This is a genomic window from Mediterraneibacter flintii (assembly GCF_055387595.1).
This window is the reverse complement of record NZ_AP031405.1, coordinates 265188-282297: the sequence shown is the minus strand read 5'-3', so window position 1 is coordinate 282297 and position 17110 is coordinate 265188. Positions and strand designations below refer to the sequence as shown.

General features: G+C 44.3%; 11 protein-coding genes. 1 reads left to right on the top strand and 10 read right to left on the bottom strand.

Annotation, left to right across the window (positions count from 1 at the left end; translation table 11 throughout):
* Positions 1 to 3: 3 nt before the first annotated feature.
* The 10 genes from ACZ5C4_RS01295 to ACZ5C4_RS01250 all read right to left on the bottom strand — a co-directional run bounded on the left by ACZ5C4_RS01295 (position 4) and on the right by ACZ5C4_RS01250 (position 15648).
* Positions 4 to 1083 carry a Gfo/Idh/MocA family protein gene (locus ACZ5C4_RS01295; RefSeq protein ID WP_464519461.1) on the bottom strand — a complete coding sequence of 360 codons (1080 nt, stop codon included), beginning with the start codon at positions 1081 to 1083 and terminating at the stop codon, positions 4 to 6.
* Between the two features lie 384 nt (positions 1084 to 1467).
* Positions 1468 to 2181, bottom strand: a complete 714-nt coding sequence (locus ACZ5C4_RS01290; protein ID WP_464519460.1) for a FadR/GntR family transcriptional regulator — start codon at positions 2179 to 2181, stop codon at positions 1468 to 1470.
* 326 nt (positions 2182 to 2507) lie between these two features.
* Positions 2508 to 3353: an HAD family hydrolase gene (locus ACZ5C4_RS01285; protein WP_464519459.1), complete on the bottom strand. Its 846-nt coding sequence runs from the start codon at positions 3351 to 3353 to the stop codon at positions 2508 to 2510.
* Between the two features lie 43 nt (positions 3354 to 3396).
* Complete coding sequence (locus ACZ5C4_RS01280; protein ID WP_464519458.1) at positions 3397 to 7341, bottom strand: family 78 glycoside hydrolase catalytic domain; 3945 nt, start codon at positions 7339 to 7341, stop codon at positions 3397 to 3399.
* Positions 7338 to 8978, bottom strand: coding sequence for a sulfatase-like hydrolase/transferase (locus tag ACZ5C4_RS01275; protein WP_464519457.1), 1641 nt, complete (start codon positions 8976 to 8978; stop codon positions 7338 to 7340). The genes ACZ5C4_RS01280 and ACZ5C4_RS01275 overlap by 4 nt, the downstream gene beginning before the upstream one ends.
* Before the next feature lie 66 nt (positions 8979 to 9044).
* Positions 9045 to 10775 (bottom strand): glycoside hydrolase family 3 protein, encoded by a 1731-nt coding sequence (locus ACZ5C4_RS01270; protein ID WP_464519456.1) that lies wholly within the window; start codon positions 10773 to 10775, stop codon positions 9045 to 9047.
* Complete coding sequence (locus ACZ5C4_RS01265; RefSeq protein ID WP_464519455.1) at positions 10772 to 11779, bottom strand: ABC transporter permease subunit; 1008 nt, start codon at positions 11777 to 11779, stop codon at positions 10772 to 10774. The genes ACZ5C4_RS01270 and ACZ5C4_RS01265 overlap by 4 nt, the downstream gene beginning before the upstream one ends.
* A gap of 62 nt (positions 11780 to 11841) precedes the next feature.
* Positions 11842 to 13053, bottom strand: a complete 1212-nt coding sequence (locus ACZ5C4_RS01260; RefSeq protein ID WP_464519454.1) for a hypothetical protein — start codon at positions 13051 to 13053, stop codon at positions 11842 to 11844.
* 90 nt (positions 13054 to 13143) lie between these two features.
* Positions 13144 to 14127: an ABC transporter permease gene (locus ACZ5C4_RS01255; RefSeq protein ID WP_464519453.1), complete on the bottom strand. Its 984-nt coding sequence runs from the start codon at positions 14125 to 14127 to the stop codon at positions 13144 to 13146.
* A gap of 15 nt (positions 14128 to 14142) precedes the next feature.
* Positions 14143 to 15648: a sugar ABC transporter ATP-binding protein gene (locus ACZ5C4_RS01250; protein WP_464519452.1), complete on the bottom strand. Its 1506-nt coding sequence runs from the start codon at positions 15646 to 15648 to the stop codon at positions 14143 to 14145.
* A gap of 226 nt (positions 15649 to 15874) precedes the next feature.
* Here ACZ5C4_RS01250 and ACZ5C4_RS01245 point away from each other — a divergent pair, with 226 nt between their 5' ends.
* A complete protein-coding gene (locus ACZ5C4_RS01245; protein ID WP_464519451.1) occupies positions 15875 to 17104 on the top strand; it encodes a helix-turn-helix transcriptional regulator in 1230 nt (409 codons plus the stop codon).
* Positions 17105 to 17110 lie beyond the last annotated feature (6 nt).

Genomic DNA, 17110 nt, shown 5'->3' with positions numbered 1-17110 from the left:
TCTTTAAGTGAGTGGAAATTTCACCGGCATTCCACTCTTCGTACTCCGGTAAATCGCGGTGAACAATTCCACCGTCTTGCGTCCGTCCCTGGCGTCTACCAGTGGTTTCGTCCCGTTTTCTACAGCCTTCAGGAAATCCTCTATCTGTTCACGGTGGTAATAGTACATCGAATCCACACTGTTGAAGAAGTCGCAGTCCCCTTTTTTCCATTCTTCCAACTGTTCCGTTTCGCCGGGCACCGTCCACAGGTCGTTATAAGGAGGCTCTGTAATAGAAGACATACCTGCGATAAACATTGCGCCGCCGTCTGTCTGCACTCCGACTCCTGCTCCGTTTTCACCGAAAATATGTACTTTTCCATAAAGCGCCGGATTCTGACTGTTACTTGTAACAATGTTTCCGATTGCACCACTTTTGAACTTCACGACAGCTACAGCCGTATCTTCTACTTCAATATATGGGTGGTTTAAATTTTTCCACACGCCGTATACTTCCTCCACCTCGCCCATATACCATAGCAATAGATCCAGTTGATGAGGCGCTTGATTTACAAGTACGCCGCCGCCTTCTCCGTCCCATGTTCCTCTCCAGGCATCACTCTGGTAGTAAGCCTCATCTCTCCATCCGAGCATTGTAACCATACCCAGAACCGGCTTGCCTATCTTCCCGTCTTTGATCGCCTCGTGAATACGCATGCATGGACGGTAGAAACGCCGCTGCACCATAGTGCCGATCGTTACTTTGTTCTTGTCCCCCGCCTCAATGATTTTGTCACAATCGGCAAGTGTAGAAGCCAATGGTTTTTCAATCAACACATTACAGCCGTTCTCTGCTGCTGTAACTGCTGGATTTGCATGCAGTGGGTGAGGGGTGCAGACACTGACTACGTCCAGTTGCTCTGTTTGGATCATCTCTGCAATGTCTGTGTAAGCTTTTACATGATAAGCATCTGCAAAAGCCTTCGCACGCTCGTAATTTGCATCACATACAGCAGTGAAAACACTGTTTTCTAATCCAGCATAGGCTTTTGCATGGAAATCTCCTACTTTCCCACATCCTATAATTCCTGTTTTCAAGCTCATTCATTTTCCTCCCTTTCTTAAATGTTACTAGAATTGCTTAACAATAGTGTAAAATTTGCAATCATGCTCTAATTCCGCCAACAAGATAATCCGTTCAGGCTGCGCGGCAGATTCCATTACATCAGATGATTTCTTTTTCTTCTCTCTTTTAAATCATCTGATATTTTACGAAATTATTATAGTGTATAAAAATCTTTTTTTCAAATCATCACGCCATATTTCTACTTTTTATATATTTTTATTACATAAAATTAGGCACTTTTCATAATAAAAATTGTATTTTTCGCCAAATATCCAATTTTATATTTTAGTTCAAAAAAATAAAGCTGCAAATCATCTGATGATTTGCAGCTATTTCATTATCAGTAAATGTCAGAAAAATCTTTATTCATCTGCTCTTTTTTCTTCTTTCATCATTTTCTTTATTAAATCTCTGTTAAAAGCCATATGCATGCTCATAGCAGATCGCGCTCCAATCGGATCTTTCTGCGCAATCGCGTCCACCACTGCCCTGTGAGTCATCACCGTCTCGTTTATCAGCTTTTTATGGGTCACATTTACAAACATCATAACCGCTGTGTCAATAATGGGAATCAGTTGTTCCATCACCATATTTTTCGAACACACTGCTATCTCTATATGGAACGCAATATCTTCCTCCACGTAAGAATCTTCATGGTCTATCTTCTTTTCTACCCGTTCACAGAGGGCATACAGCTTTTCTACCTCCTCCGGAGTTGCGTTCAGCGCGGCCATCTCTGCAATAGCCGGTTCTAAAATGATCCGCACGTTTGCCAGATCCAACGCCAGCTTCATCTTATCCTCTACCATCTGCAGCCCCAGCGGGTCTCTGTCTGCCGGCGTTGTATTTATCACATATGTACCGGAACCTTGCTTCACCTGTAAAATTCCCTGCGATACCAGCTGCTTAACCGCCTCTCGGATCGTGCTTCTGCCCACGTCAAATTTCCCTGCCAGTTCAAATTCATTCGGCAGCTTTGTCCCTATCTCCATCTGGCTGTCTAATATATACCGGAAAATACGATCTCTTGTCTCCTCCACCAACAGCTTATTTTTCAAATTGGATAGCTTGTTCATGCTTTCACCCTCTCTTACTTCTCTTACATTTCTGTCATCACTATCTTACCAGAAACTTCTTCGTTAGAATAGAGTAAAAAAGAATGTGCATTGCACATTGTCGCTCCGAAGCGCGGTTGTGTCGGCAACCATTTTCCTCTTGCGCGCAGTGTGCATCCCCTCATATTTTTTTATCAACCATAAATATAGAAGAGGGTGTCACATCGCTCCCTCTTCTTATCCATTTTTATAAACCGTTTTCCTTCCGATTTTACAAGGACGTAAGGATTCCGTAAACCATATCTGCAATAAATCTGCAATCAGGTGTAGAAACACTATGGGAAAGTCTATCTTCCTATTTCCAGTTTTTCATAAAATTTTCTGGTTTCTTCTGCCATCCACTCGCAGCTATATTTCCCCTGAATCAGACTTTCCAGAATGACATTTGAAAATTTTTTCCAGGACTCTGCTTCCCTGCCTGTAAGGATTGGATAAAACTGTACCCCCGCGTCCCTTGCTGACTCGACATCGCCCGGGGCATCCCCAATCATCAGTATATGTTCCTTGTCATAGCCATATTCCCGAAGCTTTTTAAGGCACTCCGCCTTACTTCCGTTTTCTTGTGTAAAGAAAATATCCACAGTTTCTTCCAATCCATTGTACTGCCACTCTCGCTCCACTGCCTCCGCATTTGCCGCAGAGACAACCGCTACGTCAGCACGCTTTTTTGCCGCCAGAAGCGCCCTTTTAGCCCCTGGAAATGCAGGTTTTTCCACATCTGGAAGCCTGTCAATACTTTGATTTACCCGTTCAGACCACAGAAGCGCCTTTTCCAACGTTTTGCACCCCGGCTCATTTTTGTGCAATACGATTTCTTTTTGCAGACTATTCGCAGACAAAACTTTTGTACATGCTGTCCACTCTTTCAAGAGAGACAACTCTTCTTCGAGCCATCCTCTTTGACACGCATATGTAAGCGCAAGCACAAGTCCTTTGAAACGGTTAATTCCTCTTGTAATTGTATACAGATTATCTTCATCCCATTTTTTCTGCATCTCTTTTTTGTGTTCCTGCAGATTCCATACTTTTATCATCTCCGGACCAAAACATCTCTGATGCTTGATAGTCATACTGTCTATTGCACAACCATCCGAATCTACACAAATAATATAGTTATGTCTCTTTTCAAACATAATATCCTCCTGCTGCGATGTCCGCTGAGCAATATGCTGATTTTTACCGCAGCGTAAATTCTTTCCAGTTTACAACCGCATCACTTTCCAGACGAAAATACAACGGAAATACTCCTCTGGGAGTACAGAAATTTGTCTGAATCCGCTGCCATTTATCCGATTTTCCAAAGGCAAGTTCTGCAGCTTTTTCTGTACATTTCTCATCCAGATATACTCCTATCACTCCGGCTTCTGAAGCATCCATAACCATACTGATTTTGTTTGCTTCTCCCAGATTAAAATACTTAAATCCAACCACTGTTCCTTTTTGGATATTTGCGATATATTGAATTGTCTCCTGTCCCTCTTCCTTTCTTTCAAAAATATGCGGCTGTTCTTTCCGGACATTTTTTCTCACTGTCAGTTTTTCCTTCCCAATGCTTTCATGCATCAGATTACATGCATATGCTGCGCTGTAGGTTCCTATCCCTCGTAGGGGCCCTCCATTTAACCCGCAGCTTGTCATTTCAACCTGGTCAAAATCTCCTTTTTCATTTAAGAATACTGGTTCCGCACATCCCTGACGGCAGCATTCGATGCCATGTGTCTGGCGATGATAGAAAATATACCACTGTCCTTTTATCTCTGCCAGGCCTCCATGCGTATTTCCGTAAGGCGTTTTGGGTTTTTGATTTCCCGCATAGCCGATATCAGCATTTGACACGATAACGCCACGATATCGGAATCCCTCCAGCGGCTTATCAGACACAGCATAACATAAATCATGACTCTGCTCTGAAGAGTATACCAGATAATATTTTCCTCCGATTTTACGCGGAGAAGACGCCTCATAAAAGGCGTGCCCTTCAAATTCTGTGCCTTTGGCTGCCAGACATCCCGGAAGCACATCTACCGGTCCCTGTCTAATTGTCCTCATATCTTTCTCCAATTCAAAAGCCTGGCTGTACCTTCCCGCAACATTAATCCAGGGCGATCCAGGTGTAGGTACAAAGCCTGTGTACAGATAGATCTTTCCGTCGTCATCCACCAAAACTCCCGGATCAAACAGCTTGTCCTTGGGTTCTGTCCCATCCGGAAACACAACATTCCCTATATATTCAAACGGTCCCTGCGGCCGGTCACTGACTGCCACTTCACAGGCATTTTTTGCTCCGCGGTTATAGTAGAGATAATATCTTCCATCCAAACCTTTGACACAGTCCGGAGCTGCAAGATTACCAGCTTCCTCCAAAGTCTCTCCTGTCTGTTTATAAGTATAAGATACGCCTTCATACCTCCACGCTCCTAAATCATCCAAAGGAGCGCTCCAGACAACATAATCTCTCACACAGAACTCTTCCGTTCCCGGAGCATCGTGACTACCGTACACATACACTCTGTCTCCAAAGACTCTCGGTTCCGCATCCGGCACATATTCCCACAATGGAAGATACGGATTCATAACCTCATCTTTCACCGTATCTGAAATCAGAAACTCATATTCTCCAGCTTCAATCTCCTGTACAGGGTGTCCTTGTATCCGTACAACAGCTAAACAGTCAAACGGGACTTTGATATGACACATATACTCATCCCCTCGCCTTTCCCAACCACATTCATAAGTTCCTGCTGCACTTTTGTAATTCCCCTTTACAAATTCCAGTCTTCTATCAGGCTTAGGACAAAAGAGCGCCTTGCGAAATCCTGGTTCAAGCGGGGACAGCCCGCACAGTTCTTCATAGATCCATCTGCATACTGAGCCATTAGCATAATGATTTAGGCTATTCATTCCCTCCGGATTGATATGTCCGTCCGGCAAGATGCTGTCCCACCTCTCCCATATAGTGGTCGCGCCCATCCTGACCTGATACAGCCATCCTGGCATATCTTCCTGCAGAAGCAGACTAACCGCATCCTCGTTCCGTCCTGCTTGTGCCAGGGATTTACACAGATACCCCGTACCTATAAATCCCGTATCCAGGTGCATTCCATTTGCTTCCAGCTTATCGTGAAGATGGTATGCGATTTTTTCTCTGTCTTCATCACGGCACAGACCAAACTCCAGTGCCAGAACATCGGCTGTCTGCGTATCACACAGACATAGTCCATCCAGACCAAAATACTTTTTCTGTACAGAGATACGGATTTTCTCAGATAATTCCCTGTAAAATACCGCATCCGCCTCATATCCAAGCGCCTTAGCCGCCTTCGCTGTCAGCAGAGTTGAATAGTAATAATATCCGCTTGCACAGTAATACGGGTCAGTCTTTCCCATCGGTCCTGGTTCCGAGTTATCCAGCGCTAGCCAGTCTGCAAAATGAAAACCGCTGTTCCAGAGATGATCTTTTGTCTCTTGTGTCCGGATATAGTCCACCCATGCTTTCATTCCCGGATACTCTCGCTTAAGCAGCATTTTGTCACCATAAAACAAATATAACGTCCACGGTATAATCACTGCCGCATCACTCCACGCACAACTTCCGCTGCTCTGGCGTGCCCCGGGCATCAAATCTACTTTTGGCGAAGGAACGACAAATGGCACACTGCCTCCGATCTGACATTGCTCCAGATACATATCTTTCATGTATTTTGCATAAAAAGCTGCTGTATCATAATGATAGCAAGCAGTAGCACAGAAAATCTGCGCATCTCCCGTCCAGCCCATCCTCTCATCTCTCTGTGGACAATCTGTAGGCAGGTCGATAAAATTACTTATCTGTCCCCATCTGGCATTTTCTATCAGCCGGTTCACTTTCTGATCTGACGTCTCCCAAAATCCTGTCCTATCTGACACTGAAGAGAGAACCCATGCTTCAAACCCTGCCTTCTCTAAATCTACAATGCCTCTTACTCTCAGATAGCGAAATCCAAAAAATGTAAAATGAGGCCGTACACTCTCTTTTGTTCCTTTTGATATATATGTCAGAGATGCGCGCGCAGTCCTTAGATTCTCCCTGTAAAATTCTCCGTCCTGCATCAACTCCGCACAGTCCACACTGACCTCCTGTCCCTCTGGAAGATCACACTCAAATACAAACCACCCCGCAAGGTTCTGTCCAAAATCCAGAACGGTATCACCGCCAGGCGTTGTCAGAATCTCTGCCGGTTTTCTCTTTTCTACTATAGTAACTGGCGGATTAACCCTTTCGGTCAGCCTGCCTGTCATGGAGTCTGCTTCCTTCGTTTCCAAGTATTCTGCTCTCGTCCATTCGCCGTAATCTTCAAGACGCGCATCCCAAACCTCTCCGTCGTAAATATTGCTGTCAAGTATCGGGGACTTTCTGCATACCCATGTTCTCCCGCTGTATGCCTCTAACTTTCCATCTACATAGATTTCACATATCAGCGCCATACGGTCTCCATAAATATCAGAAACGCCTTTCCCAAATCCAAAACGCCCCATGTACCAGCCTTTTCCGAGCATAACCGTGATCTCATTTACCCCTCCGCACAAAAAATCGTCCAGAACAAATGTCTGGTACATCAACTGTAGGTCATAGCTATGATAACCCGGAAGCAGCACTTCTTCCGTTACCTTTTTCCCATTGCACCACACCTCATATAGCCCTGCGGCACACAGACATATCCTAGCCTTTTTTCCCTTCTCTGCCTGAAATGTTCCACGGAAAACAGGGTGTTCCTCAAACGGAGCCGTAATCCATTTTCCTGTCCAGGGTTTGCCACACCTTCCCGTCTCAAAATAGGCTGTTTCACTTACCCCTTCATCTCCATCATCTGCGCGCACTGATACATCCCAGTAATATCGTGTAAATGGCTTAAGCTTTAAGGGAAGCCCCTCCTTGTCTACCGGTATATGTCCTAGGCTGTCCAGTTTTCTGTATCCGCTGTCTGAAACAAGGCGGAGGAACTCCTTGTCCTCCGCCACCCTGATCCTTGACGCTTCCTGCTTTTTCCCGCTGCTCTTTGCTGTCCATGATAGTGATATCTCCGACAGATCGTACCCAATTGGATTGCCGAGATGATTTGTCCTTAACTTTTCTATCTTCATTGTTCTTTCTCCTCTGTGTGTTGTAATCTCTTAGCCTTTTTCTCTAGAACATAACGGATTGCCTGCACGATACCAGGACTTTCTTCTCTGAGATACTTGCGTATTTCCTCTTCCATTTCTGATGGGCAGACAGTCCTCATGGCAGCCCACAGACCTTCTTCCGTAAAACGACTGTCATAATCCTTGGGTACAATATCGCATGTCTGTTGATACCAGTCAAGCATTAACTTCTGCATTTTCTCCGTCTGACCAATGACCACTTTCGACCCATAGATGTTTTTTCTTTCACCCGGATCGTTCTGTAAATCATATAATTCATTCCGCCCGGACGGCCGATGCACATATTTATATCTTCCGTCAAATATCATCGTACCTTTCTCATGAGCTTCTGAATCCAACTGCACTGTCTTCCTTGGCCAATATGGATTTTCTTTGGCAGGCCCTTTTTCTCCTTCTGCATGCCACTCATCACACTGTACTTCGCCTTGCAGCCTTCCCCCTTCGCAGCACACAAACTCACGTACTGACGCGCTCCGCGAATTAAGTACAGGGCGCAAGCTGCGCCCGAAGTGGTCTTGTTTTGGCGACACTCCGGCAAAATCCATCACCGTGGCATAAAAATCTACTAATTCGGCAAGGCTGTCCGTAATGCCAGCATCTGTCTGAAAGCCTTTCGGCGGTTTAATCAGAAGAGGCACTCTAGTCAGGCAGTCTTCAAAAGTATTCTGCGCTTTCTCCGGCAGCCCATAGTCTCCGCAAAAATCCCCATGGTCGGAGAGAAAAAAGATAGCGCTGTTCTCATACATTCCGGCTTCTTTAAGCGTATCACACACCATTTTCACCATGTCGTCCACTTTCGCGCACTGAGCAAGATATACCGCCCGAAGTTCTCTCCATTGTGTCTCTGTATAATCCCCCATCTGTGTTAATGCATGGAGCTTCTTAAGCATCAAAGACTTCCCATCAGTCTCCTCAAATTTTATCTCCGGAGGGATTTTTGCTCTGTCAATCATGCTGAAATAAGGCTCTTCAGCCTGGTACGGCGGATGTGGATTCGTCCAGCCTAGGAAGAGGCACAGCGGTTTCTCAGGATCGGGCAGGCACAAAATTCTTCTGCAGGCTGCCCGCGTATCATCCCAGTCTTTATCTGTCCCTTCTTCTCTAAGCCCTTCAAAGTGAGAATAGCGAAACCTCGTCTCCTCTTTTATCCGTTTCCTATAAAGTCCTTGATTTTTAGAAACAGCTGCCGATTCCTTCTCATCCTTATCGTAATAATATATCTCACTCGCATGCCGGTCTGCCAGTCCCGGGAACTGTCCTGCCACCAGATCATTACGTGCGTTCATCCACACATAGTACCCCGCATCTTTTAGCTCGCTAAACAGACTTGGCTCATCCTCGCGAAGAAGATACTGCATCGTGCGGTGTCCTCGGGTATGTGGGTATAACCCCGTCAGGAAACTGCACCTGCTTGGCACGCAGACTGGATTTTGGCAATAAGCACGGCGGAACAAAACTGCCTCTTTATCCGACAGTTTATCCAAAAATGGCGTCCTTGCCGCTGGGTTTCCCATATGTCCCATCGCATCCCATCGCATCTCATCAGGGTTTAAAATAATAATATGTGGTCTTTTCATAACCTCCTCCTGTGCATTGGTACTTCTTTGATCTGGATGTGTCCTTGTATAAATAAAGACGGCTTTCTAAAGTCTCGTATCCCGACTGCCGCACCAGACATTCTCATTATATTTGCCCTTAAATTCACTCCTGCCGATAATTTTTTGTATTGTGGCACGGATACACGCGCGTGTAGGCGCATATGCATTGATAAATGTTTTCATCATCGGAAGATCATAAAGGTGATTTGTATAATTCAAGGATACACATACTGTAGGTACTTCATTCGTCCACCACGGGAGCTCATTTGAATGTGCTGCCGAATATTTTACCCTTACATTATTTTCCTGTGCATACCCTTTCATATTCACAAACACAAATACAACATCGTAATCGCCTTTAAATGTCTCCACCTTCGGCATTTCCATCGCCCTGTATCTGTTGATTACGGACATTTCTTGCATTTCCAGCTCATAATAGGATTCATTTACATCTACGTCAAATCCAGCTTTTTCCAGTTCTTCGACTACAATCTTTTTGGCCGGGTCTCCGCCATCTTTGTACGAGACAGGCGCACTCTCGAGATAATAAAGCCTTGCTCTTTTTTTCTTTAAAGGATCTATCGGAAGAATTTTCTGTGTATCCTTAACTAAAGTGACTGCCTGATCTGCGATCTGCCTGGAAATTCTGTAATGCTCTTCGCACCCGAGCACCTGCCCTTCATCCATCACATCCGGCATTCTCTTCTTGTGCAGCCCCAATTTTGCCTTCATTCCAAGGATACGTTCTAGAGCTTCATTCAGCCGTTCGTCTGTAATAATCCCCTTACGATAGCCATCAAGCATATATTGAAAGTCCTCCTCCGGGTCGTGAAAGAACAAAAACATATCGCACCCCGCCGCAATAGCTCCGGGCACCTGCTCAGATCGAGGCATTGCACTAAGCATTCCTCCCATGTGAGAAGCGTCTGTCACAACGATTCCCTGAAACCCCAGCTTTTCTCTCAAAAGTCCTCTGATGATCTCCGGGGCTAATGTGGCAGGTCTTATCTTGTCGTCTGTAAGTTCCGGATGATACTTTCTGCTGTATGCAGGAAGCGCAATATGCCCCGCCATGACAGATTCAATCCCATCGTCTATTAAAGCCTGATATACCTTGCCAAATGATGCATCCCATTCTTCGCAGGATAACGAGTTAATCCCAAGCACCAGATGTTGATCTCTTTCTTCCACCCCGTCTCCCGGAAAATGTTTCACGCAGGAAAGCACATTATTTTGCCTGCATCCCTTCAAATAGGCGCGGCACATCTCTGTCACAATATCCGGGTCTGTCCCAAATGATCTTGTATTTACAATAGTATTTCTCCAGTTAAATACCATATCAGCCATGGGGGCGAAATTCCAGTTGCATCCAAGGGCATGAGCCTCTCTTCCAGCTACTAGTCCCATTCCATATGCAGCGCCGGTATCCCCTGCTGCTTCACATTCTGCTTCCGTTGCAACAAATGTGCCTCCGCTGCAGATACCATTTCCGCCTGTCTCTCCGTTCACGGCAATAAACATAGGAATCTTACTGTACTTCTGGTAATATTGATTTTGTCGGAAAATTTTCTCCGCGTCGGTTTCAGTATACCTGGCGCCTCCGATATGGTACTTTTCCGCCATATTTTTTATGTATTCTTCTTCCGTACTCTGCCCCAGATGAATAAAAAGCTGCCCAATTTTTTCTTCAAGCGACATCTTCTCTATCGTATCATGTACCCAGTTAATCCCCTCTTGCTCCAGGTAAAACGGCTTTTCTTTTAAATTAACAGTCATACTCTTTTCAACGCTCCTTTACGTTTTCTTGCTTCGAACCATGCTGTAATAATACTTCCGTAAGGTGTTGTAATAATATTAAACACAAATACAAATACACCTGTTACCACCATGGAAACTGCAGTTCCCAGTTCCGCTGACAGAAGCGCCTGCAGTCCGTAAGACATCAGGCTCAATGTCACTGCGCCTACCACTGTCCCCAGCGCCTCTCCGCAGTATTTACTCAAAGCAAGTCCGATAAATACCGGCAGGATATTCGTAAACAGGTCGCTAACTGTAGACAGTGACGTAAAAGAGGCCGACTTAATCGTGGATGACGCCCATACCATTGTCGCACATCCGAAAATCAAACCACTGAATACATAGGATAAAATAACATTTTTCCTTTCATTGATACCGATATCAACGGCAACATTCTGATTATTTTTTAATAACTCTGACTGCTTTCCCGTCAAAGTAAAGCGTTTATAAAATGCATAGATTACAAATGCCAGTACAAGTGGAATCAGCACTCCCGGAAACATCGCCACCTTTTTCAATTCCATACTTGCAATCAGGTTCACCCCTGCTCCGTTAAAGAACAGAGGCGTGACCGCTTCATAAATCAGCGCCATAGTAATCGTACTGATTGCTACCGGAAGCCTGCCGTACACGTAAAGTACTGCAACACCCACGCTCAACAGGGTGCAGAGCACGATACAGAGGATTGCAAACAGCGCTAAGTTACTGTTCATATTCTTTGCAATGTTTCCTCCGATGATTGCCGAGAGCAGCATAACCGCACCGCCTGAAAAGTCAAAACGCCCATTATTAAACTGAAGTCCTATCCCCATTGCGCATGTCGTAGAAATGGTAATATTGACAATCAGCGTCTTCCACATATCCAATGTCCCATAATACATCTTTCCATTAGACCAGCATAAGATCAGCATGATGAGAAACATCAACACCGGCAGCACAAGTGTACCTGCGATCCGTTTTCCTATCCCCATTTTTCTATTCATAAACCGCACTGACCTCCTATTTTTTATCTACTGATATTCTCTGAATCCTATATCCGCATTTTCTATTCATATGCCTTTTCAGAGAATGCATCTGATAATATAAATTCCTTCAGATCTGCATACGTCGCATCTGGATTGTACCTTGTCAGATATTCTTTTCCTTCGTCTACAGATACGGATGCCTTTGACATATCCGCATCTAGCATCGGGCTGTTATTCTCAATATTCGTCATAATCTCGTCACTTGCAATGTGTACATATACCCCATCCAACACTTCAGACTTCGTGAAATCACTGTACTGTTTTCCCTGGATTGCATTGTCAAGCATCGCCATACAGAAGAAAATTTCTTCATAATTCGGAACAAATAACTGCTGTACAATCCCGGTTCCCACATCTGCGACCAAATCACTTGAACTTTCCAGCCCTAATGTTATAAGTTTTGTGTCCGGATCTGCTGTTCCATTTGCAATTGCATTTGACAGCGGTGGATAGATAAACTGCTGTCCTCCACACAGACCGACGATAGCATCCAGATCCTGGTTCTCTGGTTCATTAAAAAATGTATCATCCAGCGGTTTAAACATCAGTACTGTAGCCTCGTCTCCCACAATCTCAATCGGATTGTCCGCCGTCTCATTGTACTTTTCAATCTCTGTTCGGATTGTCTTATCTGCCACTTCATATTGCGGGTATGCAAATGCAGGAGACATACAGATTGCCACTTTCTCATACCCTGCGTCTATAATTGCCTGTGCAAACATCTTTCCTGTATCTTCCCCGTCAGCATAGCCGCCTGCCACGCTTCCGAGAAAATGATCGTTATCCGCCACGGCAGCATTGGCTCCGCCCTCTCCGTATACAGAAAGCATGTCATTTCCCATTCCTGCCACATATAGTTCCGGATACTCTGTCATAATATCCACAAGCCCTCCGTCCTGCATCGCAATCAGACCTACTACATCATCCGTCATTGCATTCTTCACCGCGTTTAGATTGCCGGCAGGATCATTTGCACTGTCTCCGTATATAACCTCGTAAGTATATCCAAGCTCCTGTGTCCATGTATCCATAAATGCAATATTAAAATCATACATAGCGCCGCTGTTTACGTTAGACATAAGCAGAAGCTTTCCTCCTTTTGCCGCATCCTCTCCGCCAGAGTCTTTCGAAGTATCGCTCGATGCTCCACAGCCACCCAGCATAGATACTGCAAGTATAGCTGAAGCTGCCGCCGCCGTTACTTTTTTCCATGTGTTTTTACGTTTTGCCATCTTTTTTCCCTCCGTTTGTTTTGTTGGCTTCTGTCCTTTCTCTAGAATATGAGAAGGAACTTTCTATAAATATATAGTCTGTCCTATATATTATTTAGGTAATGCTCCGTCTTTCTTCCTGCTGGTCATCAATACCACAATCAGGAAAATAACTGCTTTTACAATAAATGTCATTCGAGTCGGAAGACCAATCATAGGCAGGCCCACATCCAGAATAGAAAATGTAAATGCACCTACAACGGCTGCTGAGATTCTCGATCTCATACCACCTGATATCGGCATTCCACCTAAGATAAGGGCTACCATAATGTTCATCTCAAAGCCAGTTCCCGTAGAATCTGATGCAGATCCTGTGTATCCCATCTGGAACACAGATGCAACCACAAAGCAGAGCCCTGCAATCATATAGCACAGTACCCGGAACTTGATGAGGCTTACCCCACTCTGACCGGCTGCTATTTTATTCGCCCCCAACATTTTTGCGTATTTACCAATCTGTGTATAGTTAAACAGAAATACTGCAATCGCCACTTCGGCCGCCAGTACAATGAACATCAATACTGGCGATTTAAACACACTATAGTCTATCGTCCGCAGTGTGATGCTCCTTGTCCCTAAAGAGGAAAATACTACTGTAATAATACCTGAAAGTATTTGCATCACGACTACAGACGGAATAATCGGTATAATGTTAAGAAGTGGTCCAGATGCTCCGTTTATAATTGCGATTACCACCGAAAGTACAATGCAGATTAGAACCCCCGGAAGCAGGCTTCCCGTCATATTTCCCAGAAACACCATAATCGTCGCATAAAGCCCAATCTGTTTCCCGATACTGATATCAAGATTACCGAGAGCATAGATAAATACTGCGCCAACAGACATCAGCGCTGTCACAATCACATCTGACATCAATGTAGCCAGTTTCGCCGGGGACCAGATACTCTCTCCTCGAAGCGGGGTCACGATTGAAAACAGGATAACACAGAACAGTAATCCACCATAGGATGCCGCGACAGCCCCGTTTTTTCTCCACCACTCTCTAAGTGGTATCGCATTTTTCTTTTCTTTCATTCCACTCTTCCTCCGTTAAATCATGTACTCAACGATGTCTGTCTGTTTCAGCTCTGGTGAACGTGCGAACTCTTTTGTCACTTTAAAATCTTTCATAATAAGTATCCTGTCTGCCATTCCGACCAGTTCTGACAGTTCTTCCGAAATCATCAGTACCGCCTTTCCCTCCTTTTTCATCTCTTCTATCAAAGCATACATAGACTGCTTCACTCCGATATCCACCCCTCTTGTCGGGCAGTCCATGATGATAACTTCTGATTTTTTTGCAGACCATTTTGCGAAAGAGACTTTCTGCTTATTTCCTCCTGACAGAGTATTCACCAGTTGTCTGCCTCCGTGGCACTTTATCCTGAGTGCATCAATCTCGCGATTTGCCATATCATGTTCATCTTTCGGTAATACCATGATTCCTCTTTTTAATGACGGCAGCGATGGAAGTACGATATTTTCTTCTATTGATGCATCCAGTACAAGAGCTTCCTGATCCCTGTTCTTTGAGATATAGCCAATCCCCTGCCGTATCGCCTGAACCGGGGATTTGATTTTGCGACCACCGCACAGCACTTCCCCTGCATCTAATTTTTCCAGCCCATACGCTGCCCTTCCAATCTCATGCATCCCACAACCTGACAGACCGCCAAATCCGACGATTTCTCCCTTATGAACCGTAAGACAGAAATCTTTTATCTCTCCAAATGTAATGTGTCTTAACTCCAACGCCGCTTCGCCGCTGTGGGAGACGTCATAATCTTCCCTGTAGTACTTCTCCCCGATTTCCCGTCCCACCATCAGATAGCGGATTCTTTTTACAGCGTCAGAAGCTTCCATCTCAGCCCTGCTCAGTTCTCCTACGATGTCGCCATCCCGAAGCACGGTAAGTACTGAACAGTGTTCCAGTATCTCATCCATATCGTGGGATATAAACACAACTGCTTTGTTTTCCTCTTCTGCCATTTTATGTATCAGCTGATATAGAATGTTTCTTCCTTCCAGCGACAGCGCGGTAGTTGTCTCATCAACGACTAAGATCTGGGTCTCCTCTGTCACACATCTGACAATCTCTACCAGCTTTCTGTCCTCAAAATTGTAATAATTAATAGGATCTGCCGCATGAATATGTTTAATCCCAAATTTATCAAGCAATGCGGCGGCAGCTTCATTCATCTTTTTCATATTTACAATGCCGAATTTTGAAAAGTCCTTCTCTCTCCCGGCGAATATATTTTGTGCTACCGTAATACCTGGTATTGTATTGGCTTCCTGCAGAATCATAGAAATACCTGCTTTTTGGGCCTGAATCATTGTTTCCGGATCCCATGGTTTTCCCCTGTATATCATCTCGCCGCTGTCTGCTTTCTGCTTGCCGCTGGCAATTGACATGACCGTAGATTTTCCAGAGCCATTCTCTCCAATCAGCCCACGTATTTCTCCGGCTCTCAGTATAAGATCAACATCCTTGAGCGCGACCGTCGGTCCGAAAGTTTTACGCATATGCCTGACCTCGAATACTGTTTCACTCATAAATAACCCTCCATTTCCTATCCGCTGTCATTTGCTCCTCCCTGATTTTTCTTTACGCTTAGTGTATCACTTATTTTACTATATTGTTATAAAAAAATGGACATATATTAGTAATATTTTATCTATATATATTTTTTTGTACTGCTTTTATCATATTTATCTTTTCATGTTTTAGCAATTATGATAAAATATTTTCAGCAATCTATTACAGAAAAGAGGAACCATTATGGATGCTGCAACAATTCATTTTTTAAAACGTCTGCTACAAGACACAATGTCTTTAAATTTTAATTATTATACTTTCCCGTTCGGCGATCTCTCCCTTATGGATGTCGGATTGCGCAGAGGGCTGCAGGATTCGAAAACTCTATATCAGAATCTCCGGGAATTCCTGTCGCAGGCCGAGCATAATACTTTTTACTTTTACAGCGACAGATATAATATTAATTATCTCTTTTTTCATCCTTATCCTGACTGTGAAGATCTCGTCGTGGCAGGGCCTTTTTTGCGTATCACTATCGACCAACACTATCTCGATTCACTCATCTCCACGCACCATTTAAACCACACAGAGATTGAGAGTATACGAGGACTTCTATACCAGTTTCCTGTTATCGACGACAACTTTCGACTTATATCTATCATGTCAGATATACTCAACTATATCAGTCCCGGGTACACTTTTAATACGAAAATAGTGGAAAACACAAGAGAGACCGATACTTCCTATATTCCCATCGACGACTATACCCTCCATATGGCCGCCACCGAGGAACGCTATTCTCTGGAAGAACCCTTGTTCCAGGCAATTGCAAAAGGAAATACCGTAGAAGCCCTGGCTCTCACAAGGCATTTTATGAGCATAGTCTATGCCCCGCGCATTAATAATTCTATCGCAGACAAAAAGGCTTCCCTATATTCAACAAACACGATGCTAAGGCTCGGCGCCGGGCGAAGCAATGTACATCCAGTCTTTCTCCATGAGCTTTCCAGCAAATTTGTAAAGCTAATCAGTGACAGTACTGCCCTCTCTCAGTTGGACAAAATTCATGAAAAAATGGTACGCGAATACTGTCTTTTGGTACAAAATAAAGCCCGTAATCAGTATTCCAAACTAATTCGGGATGCATTAAATCATATTGACTTGAATATAAGCCGCCCGCTGAATCTGAGTACACTTGCGGAATACTGCCACGTCAGCGCGCCATACCTGTCCAAAACATTCAAAAAAGAAGTAGGTACAACTATTACAGATTATATTACAAACTGCCGCATACACAGCTCTCTCCGTCTGTTAAGCACGACAAACATGCCAATCCAGGAGATCGCTTTTTATGTGGGAATGGAAGATCATAACTATTACACCAAAGTATTCAAAAAGATAATCGGCTACCCGCCCAGTGAATATCGGAAAAATCTGCTCAGAAATAACTTTAAGCCTTTAAATAAGAAATGAGTGATC